The sequence below is a fragment of the Streptomyces halobius genome, from assembly GCF_023277745.1.
In the GTDB taxonomy this organism is placed as follows: domain Bacteria; phylum Actinomycetota; class Actinomycetes; order Streptomycetales; family Streptomycetaceae; genus Streptomyces; species Streptomyces halobius.
In genome coordinates this window covers 5,592,226-5,606,314 of the sequence record NZ_CP086322.1, presented here as the reverse complement: position 1 = coordinate 5,606,314, position 14,089 = coordinate 5,592,226, and the positions used below count along the sequence as shown (strand labels likewise).

Annotated in this window: 12 protein-coding genes; 5 read left to right on the top strand and 7 right to left on the bottom strand. The window is 69.7% G+C overall.

Going from position 1 to position 14,089, the window contains the following annotated elements; all coding sequences use genetic code 11:
- Positions 1 to 88: 88 nt before the first annotated feature.
- The 6 genes from K9S39_RS25515 to K9S39_RS25490 form a co-directional block, all read right to left on the bottom strand.
- The gene (locus tag K9S39_RS25515) at positions 89 to 1,036 is read right to left on the bottom strand and encodes an LLM class F420-dependent oxidoreductase (protein ID WP_248865643.1); all 948 of its coding nucleotides are present in this window, start codon (positions 1,034 to 1,036) and stop codon (positions 89 to 91) included.
- A 125-nt stretch (positions 1,037 to 1,161) separates the two neighbouring features.
- Positions 1,162 to 1,425, bottom strand: a complete 264-nt coding sequence (locus K9S39_RS25510) for a DUF7848 domain-containing protein (protein ID WP_454895640.1) — start codon at positions 1,423 to 1,425, stop codon at positions 1,162 to 1,164.
- Complete coding sequence (locus K9S39_RS25505) at positions 1,422 to 1,739, bottom strand: hypothetical protein (RefSeq protein WP_406708158.1); 318 nt, start codon at positions 1,737 to 1,739, stop codon at positions 1,422 to 1,424. Before K9S39_RS25505 ends, K9S39_RS25510 begins: the two co-directional genes overlap by 4 nt.
- A complete protein-coding gene (locus tag K9S39_RS25500; RefSeq protein WP_248865640.1) occupies positions 1,739 to 1,981 on the bottom strand; it encodes a hypothetical protein in 243 nt (80 codons plus the stop codon). The genes K9S39_RS25505 and K9S39_RS25500 overlap by 1 nt, the downstream gene beginning before the upstream one ends.
- A gap of 135 nt (positions 1,982 to 2,116) precedes the next feature.
- A complete protein-coding gene (locus K9S39_RS25495) occupies positions 2,117 to 3,367 on the bottom strand; it encodes a helix-turn-helix domain-containing protein (protein WP_248865639.1) in 1,251 nt (416 codons plus the stop codon).
- Positions 3,368 to 3,434: 67 nt separating this feature from the next.
- Entirely contained in the window at positions 3,435 to 4,700 is a 1,266-nt protein-coding gene (locus K9S39_RS25490) for an amidohydrolase family protein (protein WP_248865638.1), read from the bottom strand.
- 330 nt (positions 4,701 to 5,030) lie between these two features.
- Here K9S39_RS25490 and K9S39_RS25485 point away from each other — a divergent pair, with 330 nt between their 5' ends.
- The 4 genes from K9S39_RS25485 to K9S39_RS25470 all read left to right on the top strand — a co-directional run bounded on the left by K9S39_RS25485 (position 5,031) and on the right by K9S39_RS25470 (position 10,657).
- On the top strand, positions 5,031 to 7,973 hold the full coding sequence (locus tag K9S39_RS25485; RefSeq protein WP_248865637.1) for an AfsR/SARP family transcriptional regulator: 2,943 nt from the start codon (positions 5,031 to 5,033) through the stop codon (positions 7,971 to 7,973).
- A gap of 230 nt (positions 7,974 to 8,203) precedes the next feature.
- Entirely contained in the window at positions 8,204 to 8,485 is a 282-nt protein-coding gene (locus K9S39_RS25480) for a hypothetical protein (protein ID WP_248865636.1), read from the top strand.
- A 269-nt stretch (positions 8,486 to 8,754) separates the two neighbouring features.
- Positions 8,755 to 8,943, top strand: coding sequence for a hypothetical protein (locus K9S39_RS25475; protein ID WP_248865635.1), 189 nt, complete (start codon positions 8,755 to 8,757; stop codon positions 8,941 to 8,943).
- A gap of 166 nt (positions 8,944 to 9,109) precedes the next feature.
- A complete protein-coding gene (locus K9S39_RS25470; protein WP_248865634.1) occupies positions 9,110 to 10,657 on the top strand; it encodes a class I adenylate-forming enzyme family protein in 1,548 nt (515 codons plus the stop codon).
- A gap of 520 nt (positions 10,658 to 11,177) precedes the next feature.
- Here the strand turns inward: K9S39_RS25470 and K9S39_RS25465 are convergent.
- Positions 11,178 to 12,794, bottom strand: a complete 1,617-nt coding sequence (locus K9S39_RS25465) for a FadD3 family acyl-CoA ligase (RefSeq protein WP_248865633.1) — start codon at positions 12,792 to 12,794, stop codon at positions 11,178 to 11,180.
- Positions 12,795 to 12,900: 106 nt separating this feature from the next.
- Between K9S39_RS25465 and K9S39_RS25460 the strand changes: the two genes are divergently transcribed.
- Positions 12,901 to 14,052 (top strand): lipid-transfer protein, encoded by a 1,152-nt coding sequence (locus K9S39_RS25460; protein WP_248865632.1) that lies wholly within the window; start codon positions 12,901 to 12,903, stop codon positions 14,050 to 14,052.
- The last annotated feature ends 37 nt before the right edge of the window (positions 14,053 to 14,089 follow it).

The following is a 14,089-nucleotide window of genomic DNA, read 5'->3' as shown; positions in this document are numbered from 1 at the left end:
CCTCACCACACCGAGCCACTCGGCCACTGGCCCCCTGAGCTACCGAGCCACTGGAGCCACTGGAGCCACTGACTACCGACCCCTCGGCCTAACCATCCAGAAGCGGCGCGACATCGTCCCCGAACGCCGCCATCTGATCGACGAGTTCGTCCCGGCTCCGGCTCCGGAACCGCACCTGAATCTGCCCCACGCCCATCGCCGCGTACTCCCGCAAGGACTCGGCGATGACGTCCGCCTTCCCCACGAGCGTCCGCCGCCCGACCGGCCAACCGGGCTCACCCACATACAACGGCTCGGCAATGGCCCCGATCTCGATCGGTTCCGCGACGCCGGCCGCCTCCCTCAGCCGCTTCAGCTTCGCGATCTGCGCAGGCAATCGGTCGCGCGGGTCGCCCTGCGGCAGCCAGCCGTCACCCCTGGTCGCAGCCCTGCGGACGGCCGCGGGCGAGGAGCCGCCCACCCATAGGGGGACACGGTCCTGGGCGGGCCGGGGCCGCTGCCCGAGCCCTCTGAACCGGTACCGCTCGCCGTGATGCTCGGGGTACTCGTCGGGCCCGAGAGCAGCCCTCAGCGCGTCGACGGTCTCGTCGAGCGCAGCCCCACGCCCCCGGAAGTCGGCCCCCAGCGCCTCGAACTCCTCCGCCACATGCCCCGCCCCGACCCCGAGGATCAGCCGTCCGCCGGAGAGATGGTCGAGGGTGGCGTACTGCTTGGCCGAGATGAGCGGATGCCGCAGTCCGACGATGGCGACATGGCTGAGCAGCTTCACCCGCTCGGTGACCCCCGCCAGGTACGAGAGCGTGGCCACGGGGTCGTACCAGGTCGTGCCCATCGCCGCCGCGAGCCTCCGGGGTATCGCCACGTGATCGCAGCACGCGATGTACGCGAACCCGGCGTGGTCCGCGCTCCGCGCGATCTCGACGAGATCGACCGGCCCCGCCTCCGCCTCCCACGCTTCCGCGAAGAGGCTGCTCTGCGACTGAACGGGCAACTGCACCCCGTAAGCCATCCGCCCCTGCGGCAAGATCCGCACCATGCCCGGCCCCCAACGACGCTACGTCACTCCCTGCACGAATGCCGTCATCGTCGTACCTGACGAACCATCAGGCAAGGGTTGCGCGGCACGGGCACCGAGACCGCCGCACCGACCGTTCGTAGAGTTCATCGGGCGGGGGCCCCACTCGCCGCGCTCGGCGCCGCGTCGAAGCAGCTGTGAGTCGACAGCTCGTATCCGGTGTCCCCGGTGGCGCCCGCGTGCTTGAGGCACCACAGCTGTGCGTCGTCGGGATTGTCGGTGCCTGCGGACCGTTCTCCGCAGCAGAGGCATGTGCCGACGTAGCGAACGGGCATGTCGGGCATCGCTTTCAGCGTCCAATCGACGAAGCGGTACCGGGCTCGAACGACGCGGCCGCTGCTGCCCCTCATCGGGCCTCCCCCGACGGTGGCTTCGGGGCACCTCCACCGAGACGTGCGCCCTGGCTCTCCGCGATGCGGAGTACGTCCCGCAGGGACTCGGTCAACCGGAGGGCGAGGAAGTGCAGCTCGATGGCCGTCGCCCTATGGTCCTTGAGCAGGTCGGCGGCGTGGCCGAGCAGCTCGTTCGCCATGCCGAGCCGGACGGCCTCGACGCTGTCCGCGAGACGGGATACGTAACCGGTGCCATCGCTGACGAGGAAGCACGGCCGACCCCGCACGGTCGACCACGGGAGCAGCCGGGTGGCGCCCTCTGGCTCGCGCATCATGCAGCCACCTCCGCCCGCCGTCGCGCAGCCTGCTCCCGCTCATACGCGACGAGATACGGGCGCACCATGACCGTGTCCTCACCCCGCACCATCGGCACACGGATCAGCCTCCCGGCCGACGCTGCGGCGCGGGGCTCGGCGATCGGGAGTGCGGTGGCTGCGACTGCCCGGTGTCGGCCCGGCGCAGGCAGTAACAGGCGCAATAGCGACTCGAAGAGGCGGGCGATCCAGTGCGGCATGTCGACCTGCTTCCTTCAGGTTGGCCATGCCCCGGGGCCCGCAGTGCATACGGTCGCAGGGCCTCCGGGGGTCATCTGACGACCGACCGTAGGGCCCCTGAGAAGGGGGAAGGGGCACACTTTCTGCCCCTTGCCTCATGCCGCCAACATGCCGATCTTTACGGCGAGTTCGCTCGCACGGCGACGCTGGGACGGGTTCTTCGACTCCGCCTCCTCCAGAACGATGCGCCGGGCGTAACCGTTGTAGCGGACGGTTTCCGGTGCAGCCTCGTAAGCCTTGTCGAGGGCGGCCAACGCGACCTCCCCCTGGCCGTCGAGTTGATATCCCCGCGCTTCCTCGATCCGGTGGCGCGCCCGCCGGGGTCGCGAAGGGATCGTCGTAGTGTCCGCCGCGGCCGCCTGCCGGACGCTCTCCCCGCCCGCGTGCAGCTCGACCGCGACAGTGACCGCGTGCGCTCCCATAACGGGCCGGGAGAATGAGGTGACGGGGTGGTAGTAGTCGGCGGGCAACCGGTCCGCCATAGCACGTGCCGTGTCCCAGTAGCGCCAGGCGGTTCCTTTGTCCCCCCGACGCGCCGCCGTATACCCCGCCTCGAATCGCAGCGCTCCGGCGATGGCGAGCACGTCGTTGCTCGCATCCGGCAAGAAGGGTTCCAGGTAGCGGATCGTCTCCAGATTCACCGCGTCGGCGGCGTCGAAGTGTGCGTGGCCGCTGTCGCGGTGCGCCTGTGCCGCCAGCCACGCAGCGACGCCGATGGTGTGGGGGTCCTCCGATTCCTGTGCGGAAATCATGCCGCGCTCTACGACCCGCCACAGCAGCGACGCATCCGGCTGGTACGCGATGAAGAACTGGCTCAGGCTGTACGCCTCGGACAACAGCCCTTGCGCCGCGCGCCGATCAGCAGCCGAGTCGGCTTGCAGCACGGCAAGCTGGGCGTCCCGGATGAGCTCCGGCAGGAGCGCCCCGATGACGTCCCGGTGATTCGGCGCGGAATGCCGGGCAGCCCACGCGCGCGCGAGCCGAATCCGAAGGTGCGCCAGGGGCGGAGCCTCTCGCTGCGTGGTCAAAGGGAATGCGTTGATGGCAGTGCGCACTTGGGGGAGACGGGCATGTCCGGGCCCCGTGAAGAGTGCGATCGCCGTCGACTGATTGCCCGTCAGCTCGGAGAGGTCCCGAACCCTGAGTGCCTCCGCAATGCGCAGGACAACCGGCAGCTTGGGCATCTGCAGGCGTCCGCCCTCGACCTGCTTGACCCAGCTTGGCGACTTTCCGAGTAGACCGGCCAGGACACTGCGGCTCATGCCTCGTCGCGTCCGCAGGATCTGCATGCGCTGGCCGAAGGCCACCGGCTCGGCGAACGGGTCCGGCGTTGCATCTGAAGACACGGCCTTGCCCCTCTCTGGACAGCTCGTCACTGTCAGGGTACGGGGCCAGACCCTGACCCGTGATCCGTTACGGTGCCCCTCCTCCCACCGCCGGCCCCCAGACCCCCTCCCCCGTAAGCCCCAACACCTCGATCGCGTTCCCCCGCACGATGCGCTCCACCACGTCCGGATCCAGGTGACCCATCTGGGACTGGCCGACCTCTTTCGATTTGGGCCAGGTGGAGTCCGAGTGCGGGTAGTCCGTCTCGTACAGGACATTGCCGACGCCGATCGCGTCGAGGTTGCGCAGCCCGAAGGCGTCGTCGAAGAAGCAGCCGTACACATGCTCGGCGAAGAGTTCGGACGGTGGGCGGAGGACCTTGTCGGCCACGCCGCCCCAGCCCCGGTTCTCCTCCCAGACGACGTTCGCGCGTTCCAGGATGTACGGGATCCAGCCGATCTGGCCCTCCGCGTACATGATCTTCAGGTTCTGGAAGCGGTCGAACGCGCCGCTCATCAGCCAGTCGACCATCGAAAAGCAGCAGTTGGCGAACGTGACGGTGGAGCCGACTGCGGGCGGGGCGTCGGGGGATGTCGACGGCATCTTGGACGACGAGCCGATGTGCATGGCCACGACCGTGCCCGTCTCGTCGCAGGCGCGCAGGAACGGGTCCCAGTAGTCGGTGTGAATGCTCGGCAGTCCCAGGTGTGGCGGAATTTCGCTGAAGCAGACCGCCCGTACGCCCCGGGCCGCGTTGCGTCGTACCTCCGTGGCGGCCAGTTCCGCGTCCCAGAGGGGGACGAGGGTGAGGGGGATCAGCCGGCCCTGCGCCTGCGGGCCGCACCACTCCTCCACCATCCAGTCGTTGTACGCGCGTACGCCCAGCAGTCCCAGCTCACGGTCCTTGGCCTCGGTGAAGGTCTGGCCGCAGAAGCGGGGGAAGGTGGGGAAGCACAGGGCGGACTGGACGTGGTTGAGGTCCATGTCGGCCAGCCGCTCGGGGACGGAGTACGAGCCGGGGCGCATCTGCTCGTAGGTGATGCCTTCGAGCTTGATGTCGTCGCGGGAGTAGCCGACGGCCGTGTCGAGGCGGGTCAGCGGACGGTGCAGGTCTTCGTAGACCCACCAGTCGGCGATCGGCCCGTCGTCGCCCGCGGCACCCATCTTCGGGGCGAACTTACCGCCCACGAAGGTCATTTCCTTTATCGGCGCCCGGACGATGCGCGGGCCCGTGTCGTGATACTTCGACGGGAGGCGGTCCCGCCAGACGTTGGGGGGTTCCACCGTGTGGTCGTCCACCGAGATGATCTCGGGGAAGGTCTCCATGGTCGTCACCGTCTTCATGGTCTCCATGGCATGGCACGGTAGCGCGGAACTGACGCTGCGTCAGGAGCTTGGGGGCGGGGAGACGGGCCGCCCCATGGGCCGCACCAAGGGGCGCACAAAGGACCGCACCAAGGGGCGTACGGAAGCACATACCCGGCCAAGGGGCGCATGGAAGCAAACCTTCCGCGCCCCCTTGTGCGCCGGCCTGCCCACCCCCCGATCCGCCGGGGAGGCTTTGTGCATGCTCCCGACCCCTACTGACGTAAGGGGTGGTGACAAGGCAGACTGACCGTTGCACACGGTGAGCCAACGTGAACCGATGCGTAAGCACCACGACGGCACAGGGCAGGGGGAGACATGGACGACGGTCCGGGGCAGGGACGGGAGCGCCTCCGCTTCTCCGTGCTCGGCCCCGTACGGGCCTGGCGCGGCGATACGCCGCTGGCTGCGGGATCCCCGCAGCAGCGGGCACTGCTCGCCGCACTGCTGCTGCGCGGCGGACGCACCGCCACCGCCGCCGAACTCGTCGACGCCCTCTGGGGCGAGGAACCGCCGAACGCCGCGCTCGCCGCCCTGCGGACGTACGCCTCCCGGCTCCGCAAGGCGCTGGGCGACGACGCCGCCGTCCTGGTCAGCGAGTCCGGCGGCTATGCGATCCGCTCGGCGGACAGCCGGCCCCTGGACCTCGACCACGACCACGCCGAGCAGTTCGCGGCCGAGGCCGAGAAGGCCAAGGCCGCCGGCGACCGCTGCCGCGCCCGGGAACTCCTGGACGCCACGCTGGCACTGTGGGACGGCGAACCGCTGGCCGGCCTCGCCGGTCCGTACGCGGACACCCAGCGCACCCGGCTCGAAGAGTGGCGGCTCTCCCTCATGGAGACCCGCCTCGAACTCGACCTGGAGCTCGGCTGTCATGCCGAGGCGGTGTCCGAACTGACCGCCCTCACCGCCGCCCACCCGCTGCGCGAGCGGCTGCGCGAACTGCTGATGCTGGCCCTGTACCGCAGCGGCCGGCAGGCCGAGGCGCTCGCGGTCTACGCCGACACCCGCCGGCTGCTCGACGAGGAACTGGGCGTGGACCCGTGCGCCTCGCTCTCCGATCTTCAGCAGCGGATTCTGCGGGCGGACGCGGACCTGGACGCGCCGGTCGTCATCAGGGACGACGCGGACGCGGCCGACGCCGTCGCGGTACGCCCACAGCAGCTCCCGGCCACCGTCGCCGACTTCACCGGCCGCGCCGCCTTCGTCTCCGAACTCGGCGATCAACTCGCCACCGCCGAGGGCAGCGTGATGGCCGTCTCCGCACTCAGTGGCATAGGTGGCGTCGGAAAGACCACGCTCGCCGTCCATGTCGCACATGCCGCACGCGAGCACTTCCCCGACGGGCAGCTCTACGTCGACCTGCAGGGCGCGGGCCACAACCCGTCCGAACCGGTCGCCGTCCTCGGCGCCTTCTTGCGAGCGCTGGGCACACCCGACTCCGCCATCCCCGACGGCCTGGAGGAGCGGTCCGCCCTCTACCGTTCCGCCCTGGCCGGGCGACGCGTCCTGGCCCTCCTGGACAACGCCCGCGACGCTGCCCAAGTCCGGTCGCTGCTGCCCGGCACGGAGGGGTGCGCCGCCCTCATCACCAGCCGGGCCCGCATGATCGACCTGGCGGGTGCCCACCTCATCGACCTCGATGTGATGAGCCCCGAAGAGGCGCTGGCCCTCTTCACCCGTATCGTCGGCGAGGAACGCGTCAACTCAGAACGCCAGGCCGCCATGGCCGTCGTCGGCGCCTGCGGCTTCCTCCCGTTGGCCATCCGCATCGCCGCCTCCCGCCTGGCCTCCCGCCGCACCTGGACCGTCGCCACCCTGGCCCGCAAACTCGCCGACGAACGTCGTCGTCTGGACGAGCTGCGGGCCGGCGACCTGGCCGTCAAGGCGACCTTCGAGCTGGGGTACGGCCAACTGGAGCCGCACCAGGCACGGGCCTTCCGGTTGCTGGGACTGGCGGATGGGCCGGATATTTCGCTGGCGGCGGCTGCGGCGCTGCTCGATATGGACATCATGTCGGCCGAGGAACTCATCGAGTCGCTTGTGGATGCCTCCCTGCTGGAGTCGGCCGCTCCTGGCCGGTACCGCTTCCACGACCTCGTACGCCTCTACGCACGCGCCTGTGCCGAACGGGACGAGCACCCGCCGTCCGAGCGGGAAGCCGCCCTGTCACGGCTGCTGGACTTCTATCTGGCGACGGCGGCGCACATGTACGCGCTGGAACGCCCGGGTGACCGTCTCGTCGACCATATGGAACCCACCGGCTATCCGGGCCTGTCGTTCGCCGACCGTCCCGAGGCGCTGCAGTGGCTGTTCGGGGAGGCCCGCTGCCTTCTCGCCTGTGCTCAGCAATCGGCTGCGAAGCCGACGCTGCGCCGCGCCGTCGACCTGCTCCTGCTCACGCTGGACCTTGCCGAGTCGAGCGCCGATTCACATCAGTACGAGCAGGCCAATATGACGCTGCTGGCCGCCGCCAGGGAATTCGACGACCAGCGGGCCGAGGCACGGCTGCACACCTCTCTCACCAACGTGCACACCCTGGCAGGGCGGCTCGACGAGGCGGACGCACACGCCCAGTCGGCCATGTTGTTGGGGCTGGCGACCGGGGATGCGTTCTCGTCGTCCAACGCTCCGAACGACCGGGGCATCATCGCCGGCATCCAGCAGCGCTACGACGTCGCCGAGCTGTACCTGAGCCAGGCACGTAAAGCCTTCCGTGACGATCACAATGAGCAGTCCGAGGCAAGCGCAATGTGCAACCTGGCCCGCGTGCACCTGGGCACCGGCCGGGTGGACAGCGCCATTGCGCTCGCCGAAGAGGGCATCGGCATCTACCGGAGGCTCGGCGCCACACGACGGTTGGCCAACGGCATGTACTCACTCGGCCTGGCTCTCACTCGCGCCGGACGTCACCAAGACGCCATCCAGCAACTCACCGAAGCACTGGTCATCTTCCAGGACAACCGACAACGATTCTGGGAAGGGATGACATTCCTCAGGCTGGGCGAAATCGAGCTCGGTGACGACCGTCCGGCCCTGGCTGCCGAACATGCCGAACAGGCACTCAAGGCTCTACGGGCGGTGGGCGGCGAACGGTGGCACGCCAATGCCCTGACACTGCTGGGACGCGCACTCGACACCATCGGGCACACCGGCCGCGCGCGGGTGTGCTGGCAGGAGGCCCTGCCCATCTATGAACGACTGGGTTCACCGGAAGGGCGCGAAGTGCAGTCCCTGCTCGCCCCGGCGCGCGTGGTATGAGCGTGCGGGCAGCCCGGAACCGCAGGCGGACACGCTAACTGTCGACGTTTATCGATCGTTCATCGCGGCGGGCCACTCTCTCTAGTGCCGAACCGCCGCCTCGGGGGGCAAGCGGCTCGGTAGCCAGGCCCCACCATTAGGGTGAGCGGCTCTGGAGCGCCCGTCCGGCGGCCCCGGGGGAGTCGCCGGCCGGGCCTTCCTAAAGCGCCCACACACAGGAGTTGATCACCGTGAGCAACGACCAGGCACCGACGGCGGGTGACCGCGAGATCATCAAGCCGATGGACAAGCACATGCCCATCGGTGCACCCCTCCTCCCCAAGAAGGGGACCGCCAAGCGCGGGCCCGCGGACGGGAGCGGGTCCGGCGCCGCCAGCACCACGGATAACCCTGACCCGATCACGGAGCCGAAGCCTGCCCCGATCGCGGAGTCGGAGCCTGCCCCGATCATGGAGCCGAAGCCTGACCTGATCGCGGAGCCGAAGCCTGCCCCGATCGCGGAGCCGAAGTAGGAGCAGCCGCAAGAGACAAGCTGCACAGGGGGATTCGGGGGATCGCAGGGGCCGGTCCCGATGGCATGGAGGGGAGCCATCGAGGCCGGTCCCTGCAACATGTCCGGGAGTCTTGGAGAGGTGCGTGACCGCTCCGAGTTGTGTGCCGACGCCGAGTCGAGCATTCGGCCGCGCTCCGGCGCTTTCCAGCCAGGCGTCGAGCCTATGCCGTTGCGGTCACTAGCGTCTCCTCAAGACCAGCAATCTCACCCATTAACGGAGGACCCAGAATGACCCGCGCAAAACAGGCTCTTGCCCTCGCCGCCATGACGATCGCGGTGACATGCACCGCGGCAGCACCGGCACTGGCCGAGAGCCACACCCCACACTCCGGGAGTGACGTCACGGTCCTGGACCGTCACATCCCCATCAGCGGAGCCCTCTCCGAAGACCCCGGCATCCGGGACCAGCGACGGTAGACGGAGGCACACGCCGCGCCCTCTCCTAGAGGCGTACGGGCAGGCAGGCGTACAGGCGACGACCGGGCCGCCTCGTGCATCACTGCGCGAGTCGGCCCGCACTTCCTGACGGCGCGTCACCTACAGCTGCTACAGTCACGCCATCTCGTAGCCAGGAGGGTGCGCCGTGTTTGAGTCCGCTCGTATACACACGCTCTGGGAACTGGTCGAGTACCGGGCGGCGGCCTCGCGTGGCGCGCCGATGTTCTTCGACGGCGACGGGCGGACCGTCACTTTCGACGGCGTACGGGACGAGGCGCTGCGAGTCGCCGCCGGCTTCCGGGAGTTGGGGATCGGGTGCGGGACGCGGGTGGCATGGCAGCTGCCGACGCGGATCGACACGGTCATCGCATCGATCGCACTGGCCCGGCTCGGTGCCGTACAGACGCCGGTGATTCCTCTCCACCGGGAACGTGAAGTCGGTTTCATTCTCGGCGAGTCGGCGACCGAGTACGTTCTCGTGCCGGGCATCTGGCGGGGGTTCGACCACACCGCGATGGTGCGGAAACTGGCCGGGGACGGGGTGCGGGTGATCTCCGTGGGGGGCGGGCTGCCGGTGGGCGAACCGGCCGGGCTGCCGGAGTTCACGCCGGAGCGGGAGCGGGGGGCGGCGCGGACCCGTTGGATCTACTACACGTCCGGGACGACGGCCGCGCCCAAGGGCGTCGAGCATACGGACGCGACCCTGATCGCCGGTGGGGTGGGGCTGGCGACCGCGCTGGGCATGTCAGCGCAGGACATCGGGTCGATCGCGTTTCCGTACGCGCATATCGCGGGGCCCGACTATGTCATCGCCATGCTGGTGAGCGGATTTCCTGCGGTGATTCTGGAGACCTTCACGGCTGCCGAGGCGGCTGATGCGTACGCACGTCGCGGGGTGACGATGGCCGGTGGCAGCACCGCCTTCTACCAAGCGTTTCTCGACGAGTCGCGACGTCGGGCGGGCCACGGCAAGCTGATTCCGTCGCTGCGGCTGCTGTCCGGCGGCGGGGCGCCGCTGCCGCCGGAGCTGTACGCGGCGGCCGGGCGGGAGCTGGAGTGCGCCATCGTGCACGGGTACGGGATGACGGAGTGCCCGATGATCGCGATGGGGACGCCGTACGACAGCGATGAGCAGCTGTCGCGGACGGTGGGGAGGCCGGTGGTGGGAGCGGAGGTGCGGATCGCCCGGCCGGACGGCAGCGAGGCCGGGGTGGGCGAGGCCGGTGAGGTGACGCTCAAGGGCGCGATGCTCTTCCGCCGGTACACCGACCCGGCGCTGACCACGGACGCGTTCGACGCCGAGGGGTACTTCCACACCGGTGACCTGGGATATCTGCGGCCGGACGGGCATCTTGTGCTCACCGGACGCCTGAAGGACATCATCATCCGCAAGGGCGAGAACATCTCGGCGCAGGAGATCGAGGACCTGGTGCGCACGCATCCGGCGGTGGCGGAGGCGGCGGTGATCGGGCTGCCGGACCGCGAGCGCGGGGAGCGGCTCTGCGCGGTGGTCACGCTCGCCGATCCGGCGGCCGCGCAACTCTCGCTGGCGGCCCTGAACAGCCATCTTCGGGCGGCCGGGCTGATGACGCAGAAGCTGCCGGAACAACTGGAGATCGCCGACGAGCTGCCGCGCGGGGGCCCGCTGCACAAGGTGCTGAAAGAGGCCCTGCGGGCGCGGTACCGGGCGTAGCCGGAGCTTGGTTGCTCGCCGTTTTCGGCTGTCCCGCCGTGGGCGTCCGCTGCGCTTTGCCTGAGCCGACATCCTTGGCTGTCCCGCCGTTGCACCTGCGGTGAGCTGTTGCCGCTGCGCGGGGCTGTTCGGCAGCGGCGCCGGACCTCCGGACTCCGTCCTGCGGTCCAGCACCTCCCGAGGGGGTGGGAAGAAGACGGTGGGGGTACACGTAGTCGGTCGTCTGCCTCTTGTGGACGCGATCACAGGCACATGACAGACCACATGGGCCCCCACCTGCCCCTACCACCCACCGTCGGGAGGGGACGGGCCGCAGGACGGAGTCCGGAGGTCCGTCACCGCACCCGAAAACCCACGCCCGCCGCAGGCGAACCCCTCACGGCGGGAAACCGAAAACGTCGGGCGCAGGCCCGCCGCAGGCGAACCCCCCACGGCGGGACAGCCGCCCACGTGGGGCACACGCCCGCCGCAGGCGAACCCCCACGGCGGGACAGCCGAACACGACGAGCAACAAGCCGCCTCAAGACGCGCGCAAGCGCATCTTCACCACCTTGCCGCTCGCATTGCGCGGCAGCTCACTGACGAACGTCACCTCCCGCGGCACCTTGTAGTTGGCCATTTCGCGGCGGGACCACGCTATGAGGTCGTCGGCGGTAAGGGCGGAGCCCGGCCGCCGGACCGCGTAGGCTCTGCCGACCTCGCCGAGGCGGGGGTCGGGTATGCCGATGACGGCGACATCGGTGATGTCCGGGTGGCGGCTGAGGAGTTGCTCAATTTCTGCCGGATAGGCGTTGAAGCCGCCGACGATGAACATGTCCTTGATGCGGTCGGTGATCCGGAGGTTGCCCGCCTCGTCGAGGACGCCGACGTCGCCGGTGCGCAGCCAGCCGTCGGGGGTGATCGCACGGGCCGTGCCGGCCGGGTCCTCGAAGTATCCGGACATGACGTGGTAGCCGCGGACCAGGACCTCGCCGGAGTCGCCGGGGGGCATGGCACGGCCCGCTGCGTCCACGACGCGGACCTCGGTGCCGGGGAGGGCGCGGCCCGAGGTCGACGCGATGGCCTCGGGCGGGTCGTCGCGGCGGCACATCGTGACGATTCCGGAGCTCTCCGAAAGGCCGTATGCCGTAAGGACGGTGGCTATACCCAGCTCGCTGCGCAGCCGCTCGACCAGTTCCAGGGGGACGACGGCGGCGCCGGTGACCACCAGGCGCAGTGCGGAGAGGTCATGCTGGGCGCGCGCGGGATGGTCGAGAATCCGGCGGTGGAGGGTGGGCGGGCCGGGGAGTACCGAGATCCGCTCGGCGGCGATATGGGCGAGCGCGGTCTCCACGCTGAAGACGGGCTGGGGAATCATCGTGGCGCCGCGGAGGAGGCAGGCGATGATGCCGGCCTTGTAGCCGAAGGTGTGGAAGAACGGGTTGACGATGAGGTAGCGGTCGCCCTCCTGGAGGCCGGCCAGTTCGCTCCAGACGTCGTAGGCGCGCAGGGTCTGGGCATGCGTGATCACGGCGCCCTTGGGGTGGCCGGTGGTGCCGGAGGTGAAGATGATGTCCGAAGGGGCGTCGGGGCGCAGGGCACCGGCCCGGGTGTGGACCGTCTCAACGGGTACCGCCTCTCCGGTGGCCAGGAAGTCCTTCCAGGTGACGAAGTCGGCGGGGGCGTCGTCGGCAAGCACCACGACCTGTTCGAGGTGCGGCAGGCCGGGCAGCGGGCCGTGGCCGGCGCCTTCCTGGGTGGCGCGGCGCAGTGAGGCGACATAGGAGGTGCCGAGGAAGGTGCCGGTGATGAAGAGGAGCTTGGCGCGGGTGCGGCGAAGGACATCGGCGGCCTCGGCGCCCTTGAAGCGGGTGTTGACGGGGACGAGGACCGCGCCGGCCGTTACGGCGCCGAGGGCGGAGACGATCCAGTCGAGGGTGTTGGGCGCCCAGACGGCGACGCGGTCGCCGGGGGCGACGCCGGACGCCACACAGGCCGCCGCCGCTCGCTCCACCCGTTCGCCCAGTTCGGCGTAGGACAGCCGGGTACGCCCGTCGACCACGGCTTCCCTGGGGCCGTACCGCTGCGCGGCCGTACGCATCAGCCGGGGGATCGAGCCGTACTCCAGGTCCGCCCGCGCATCCAGGTCACCGCGCATCGCACTGCCTCCCGCCGAAGAGCCGACCCACTGATAGCTGACTGGGCGTCAGATTAGCGGTAGCCTCCTCGGCTGTCAGCACCGACGGCCCACCACGGAGGTGGCGATGGGGGCGACCCTCAAGGACGCTACGGCGATAGCCGGCATCGGACAGACTCCCTTTGCCAGACAACTCCCGGAACCGGAAAAGACCTTGGCCTGCCAGGCGATCCTCGCTGCGCTCGACGACGCGGGCATCGCCCCCTCGGAAGTGGACGCCTTCGCCTCCTACACCATGGAGGAGACGGACGAGGTCGAGATAGCGAAGGCGATCGGCGCCGGGGACGTCACCCACTTCTCCAAGGTCGGCTATGGCGGCGGCGGTTCCTGTGCGACGGTGGCCCATCTGGCGGCCGCCATCGCCACCGGCCAGGCGAATGTCGGGGTCGCCTGGCGGTCCCGCAAACGCGGCTCGGGGCCCCGGCCCTGGAAGAACACCCACATGCAGCTGCCCACCCCAGGACAGTGGACCCGGCCCTTCGGACTGCTGCGCCCCGCCGACGAGATCGGCATGCTGGCCCGTCGCTATATGCACGAGTACGGCGCCACCCGCGACCATCTCTTCAACGTCGCGCTCGCCTGCCGCAACCGCGCCAACCAGAACCCGGCCGCGATCATGTACGACCGCCCGCTGACCCGCGAGATGTATATGACTGCCCGCTGGATCAGCGAACCGCTCTGCCTCTTCGACAACTGCCTGGAGACGGACGGTGCGTTGGCCTGTGTGGTGGTCTCGGCCGAGCGCGCCCGCGACTGCCGCCACCGGCCCGTCCTTATCCACTCCGCCGCCCAGGGCCTGCCCGCCCAGCACCACGGAATGGTCAACTACTGGAACGACGACCCGCTCACCGGCCCTGCCTGGACCGCCGCCCGGCACCTGTGGAAGGGCGCCGACCTCGGACCGCAGGACATCGACGTGGCACAGATCTATGACGCGTTCACCCCCCTCATCCTCCTCTCCCTGGAGGGCTATGGCTTCTGCGCGCGCGGCGAAGGCGCGGCCTTCACCGAGGGCGGAGCCTTGGAGACCGGCGGTCGGCTGCCCCTCAACACCGGTGGCGGCGGCCTCTCGGAGGCGTACGTCCACGGTTTCAATCTCATCACCGAAGGCGTCAAGCAGCTGCGCGGCACCAGCACCGCGCAGGTCCCGGACGCCGCCACCTGCCTGGTCACCGCGGGCGAGGGCGTCCCCACCTCGGCCCTGCTGCTGAGGAGTTGATGCGGGATGAGCGATCGTGATTCTGAGTCCGTGCGGG

Bases quoted from the DNA above. Each gene is read 5' to 3' on its own strand.
- K9S39_RS25515 (WP_248865643.1), bottom strand. From the start codon at position 1,036: ATGGTGCGGATCTTGCCGCAGGGGCGGATGGCTTACGGGGTGCAGTTG.
- K9S39_RS25510 (WP_454895640.1), bottom strand. From the start codon at position 1,425: ATGAGGGGCAGCAGCGGCCGCGTCGTTCGAGCCCGGTACCGCTTCGTC.
- K9S39_RS25505 (WP_406708158.1), bottom strand. From the start codon at position 1,739: ATGCGCGAGCCAGAGGGCGCCACCCGGCTGCTCCCGTGGTCGACCGTG.
- K9S39_RS25500 (WP_248865640.1), bottom strand. From the start codon at position 1,981: ATGCCGCACTGGATCGCCCGCCTCTTCGAGTCGCTATTGCGCCTGTTA.
- K9S39_RS25490 (WP_248865638.1), bottom strand. From the start codon at position 4,700: ATGGAGACCATGAAGACGGTGACGACCATGGAGACCTTCCCCGAGATC.
- K9S39_RS25485 (WP_248865637.1), top strand. From the start codon at position 5,031: ATGGACGACGGTCCGGGGCAGGGACGGGAGCGCCTCCGCTTCTCCGTG.
- K9S39_RS25475 (WP_248865635.1), top strand. From the start codon at position 8,755: ATGACCCGCGCAAAACAGGCTCTTGCCCTCGCCGCCATGACGATCGCG.
- K9S39_RS25465 (WP_248865633.1), bottom strand. From the start codon at position 12,794: ATGCGCGGTGACCTGGATGCGCGGGCGGACCTGGAGTACGGCTCGATC.
- K9S39_RS25460 (WP_248865632.1), top strand. From the start codon at position 12,901: ATGGGGGCGACCCTCAAGGACGCTACGGCGATAGCCGGCATCGGACAG.